This window comes from Streptomyces plumbidurans, from assembly GCF_019857225.1.
Classification (GTDB): domain Bacteria; phylum Actinomycetota; class Actinomycetes; order Streptomycetales; family Streptomycetaceae; genus Streptomyces; species Streptomyces plumbidurans.
The window spans coordinates 1-3,424 of the sequence record NZ_JAFJSY010000057.1 but is presented as its reverse complement, the minus strand read 5'-3'; the positions used below and the strand labels follow the sequence as shown (position 1 = coordinate 3,424).

The 3,424-nt window shown below is 68.4% G+C and carries 1 pseudogene; it reads left to right on the top strand.

What is annotated here, in order from left to right:
• Positions 1 to 38 precede the first annotated feature (38 nt).
• Positions 39 to 3,424, top strand: a pseudogene (locus JYK17_RS29380) (multifunctional oxoglutarate decarboxylase/oxoglutarate dehydrogenase thiamine pyrophosphate-binding subunit/dihydrolipoyllysine-residue succinyltransferase subunit); the annotation flags it as partial.

Here is a 3,424-nt window from a genome sequence, read left to right as displayed (position 1 = left end):
GACCGCGCTCGTACCCCTGGGCGTGAAGACGAAGGACCGCCAAGGCCGAGCCCGCGACGGAGCCCGCCGCCGGCCCCGAGCTGGTGACCCTGCGCGGTCCCGCCGCCGCCGTGGCGAAGAACATGAACGCCTCGCTGGAGCTGCCCACGGCCACGTCCGTGCGCGCGGTCCCGGTGAAGCTGCTGTTCGACAACCGCATCGTCATCAACAACCACCTCAAGCGCGCCCGGGGCGGGAAGATCTCCTTCACGCACCTGATCGGGTACGCGATGGTGCAGGCCATCAAGGCCATGCCGTCGATGAATTACTCCTTCGCGGAGAAGGACGGCAAGCCGACCCTGGTCAAGCCGGACCACGTCAACCTCGGTCTGGCCATCGACCTGGTGAAGCCCAACGGCGACCGCCAGCTGGTCGTCGCGGCCATCAAGAAGGCCGAGACGCTGAACTTCTTCGAGTTCTGGCAGGCCTACGAGGACATCGTCCGCCGCGCCCGCGACGGCAAGCTGACGATGGACGACTTCTCCGGCGTGACGGTCTCCCTGACCAACCCCGGCGGCCTCGGCACCGTCCACTCGGTCCCGCGTCTGATGCCCGGCCAGTCGGTCATCCTGGGCGTCGGCTCCATGGACTACCCGGCGGAGTTCCAGGGCACCAGCCAGGACACCCTGAACAAGCTCGGCATCTCGAAGGTCATGACGCTCACGTCGACCTACGACCACCGGGTCATCCAGGGCGCCGCCTCCGGCGAGTTCCTGCGCCAGGTGGCGAACCTGCTGCTGGGCGAGAACGGCTTCTACGACGAGATCTTCGAGGCCCTGCGCATCCCCTACGAGCCGGTCCGCTGGCTCAGGGACATCGACGCCAGCCACGACGACGACGTCACCAAGGCCGCCCGGGTCTTCGAGCTGATCCACTCCTACCGGGTCCGCGGCCACGTCATGGCCGACACCGACCCGCTGGAGTACCGCCAGCGCAAGCACCCCGACCTGGACATCACCGAGCACGGCCTGACCCTGTGGGACCTGGAGCGCGAGTTCGCCGTCGGCGGCTTCTCCGGCAAGTCCCTGATGAAGCTGCGCGACATCCTCGGCGTGCTGCGCGACTCGTACTGCCGCACCATCGGCATCGAGTTCATGCACATCCAGGACCCCAAGCAGCGCAAGTGGATCCAGGACCGGGTGGAGCGCCCGCACTCCAAGCCGGAGCGCGAGGAGCAGCTGCGCATCCTGCGCCGGCTGAACGCCGCGGAGGCTTTCGAGACCTTCCTGCAGACGAAGTACGTCGGCCAGAAGCGCTTCTCCTTGGAGGGCGGCGAGTCCGTCATCCCGCTCCTTGACGCGGTCCTCGACAGCGCGGCGGAGTCGCGCCTGGACGAGGTGGTCATCGGCATGGCCCACCGCGGCCGGCTGAACGTCCTCGCGAACATCGTCGGCAAGTCGTACGCGCAGATCTTCCGCGAGTTCGAGGGCAACCTCGACCCGAAGTCGATGCACGGCTCCGGCGACGTGAAGTACCACCTGGGCGCCGAGGGCACCTTCACGGGCCTGGACGGCGAGCAGATCAAGGTCTCGCTGGCCGCCAACCCCTCCCACCTGGAGACGGTCGACCCGGTCATCGAGGGCATCGTCCGCGCCAAGCAGGACATCATCAACAAGGGCGGCACGGACTTCACGGTCCTGCCGGTCGCCCTGCACGGTGACGCGGCCTTCGCGGGCCAGGGCGTGGTGGCCGAGACCCTGAACATGTCGCAGCTGCGCGGCTACCGCACGGGCGGCACGGTCCACATCGTCATCAACAACCAGGTCGGCTTCACCGCCGCCCCGGAGTCCTCGCGTTCGTCGATGTACGCGACCGACGTGGCCCGCATGATCGAGGCCCCGATCTTCCACGTGAACGGCGACGACCCGGAGGCCGTGGTCCGCGTCGCGCGGCTGGCCTTCGAGTTCCGCCAGGCGTTCAACAAGGACGTGGTGATCGACCTCATCTGCTACCGCCGCCGCGGTCACAACGAGTCGGACAACCCGGCCTTCACCCAGCCGCTGATGTACGACCTGATCGACAAGAAGCGCTCGGTGCGCAAGCTCTACACCGAGTCCCTGATCGGTCGCGGCGACATCACCCTGGAAGAGGCCGAGCAGGCCCTGCAGGACTACCAGGGCCAGCTGGAGAAGGTCTTCACCGAGGTCCGCGAGGCCACGTCCCAGCCGGGCACCGCCCCGGTGTCGGACCCGCAGGCCGAGTTCCCGGTCCCGGTGACCACCGCGATCTCCGCGGAGGTCGTCAAGCGGATCGCCGAGTCCCAGGTCAACATCCCCGACCACTTCCACGTACACCCGCGTCTGCTGCCGCAGCTGCAGCGCCGGGCGGCGATGGTGGAGGACGGCACGATCGACTGGGGCATGGGCGAGACCCTCGCCATCGGCTCGCTGCTGCTGGAGAACACCCCGGTGCGGCTGTCCGGCCAGGACTCCCGCCGCGGCACCTTCGGCCAGCGTCACGCGGTCCTCATCGACCGTGAGACGGGCGAGGACCTGACCCCGCTGCAGTACCTCTCCGACGACCAGGCCCGCTACAACGTCTACGACTCGCTGCTCTCCGAGTACGCGGTCATGGGCTTCGAGTACGGCTACTCGCTGGCCCGCCCCGACGCCCTCGTGATGTGGGAGGCGCAGTTCGGCGACTTCGTCAACGGCGCCCAGTCGGTGGTCGACGAGTACATCTCGGCGGCCGAGCAGAAGTGGGGCCAGACCTCCGGCGTCACGCTGCTGCTCCCGCACGGCTACGAGGGCCAGGGCCCGGACCACTCCTCGGCCCGCGTCGAGCGCTTCCTGCAGCTGTGCGCGCAGAACAACATGACGGTCGCGATGCCGACCCTGCCGTCGAACTACTTCCACCTCCTGCGGTGGCAGGTGCACAACCCGCACCACAAGCCGCTGGTGGTCTTCACGCCGAAGTCGATGCTGCGCCTGAAGGCCGCCGCGTCGAAGACGGAGGAGTTCACGTCGGGTCAGTTCCGTCCGGTCATCGGCGACTCCTCGGTCGACCCGGCCGCGGTCAAGAAGGTCGTCTTCGTGGCGGGCAAGCTGTACTACGACCTGGAGGCCGAACGCACCAAGCGTGGCGCCACGGACATCGCGATCGTCCGTGTCGAGCGGCTGTACCCGCTGCCGGGTGCCGAGATCCAGGCGGAGATCGCCAAGTACCCGAACGTCGAGAAGTACCTGTGGGCCCAGGAGGAGCCGGCGAACCAGGGTGCCTGGCCGTTCATCGCGCTCAACCTGATCGACCACCTGGACCTGGCGGTCGGCGCGGACGTCCCGCACGGCGAGCGCCTGCGCCGCATCTCGCGTCCGCACAGCTCGTCCCCGGCGGTCGGTTCCGCGAAGCGGCACCAGGCCGAGCAGGAGCAGCTGGTGCGCGAGGT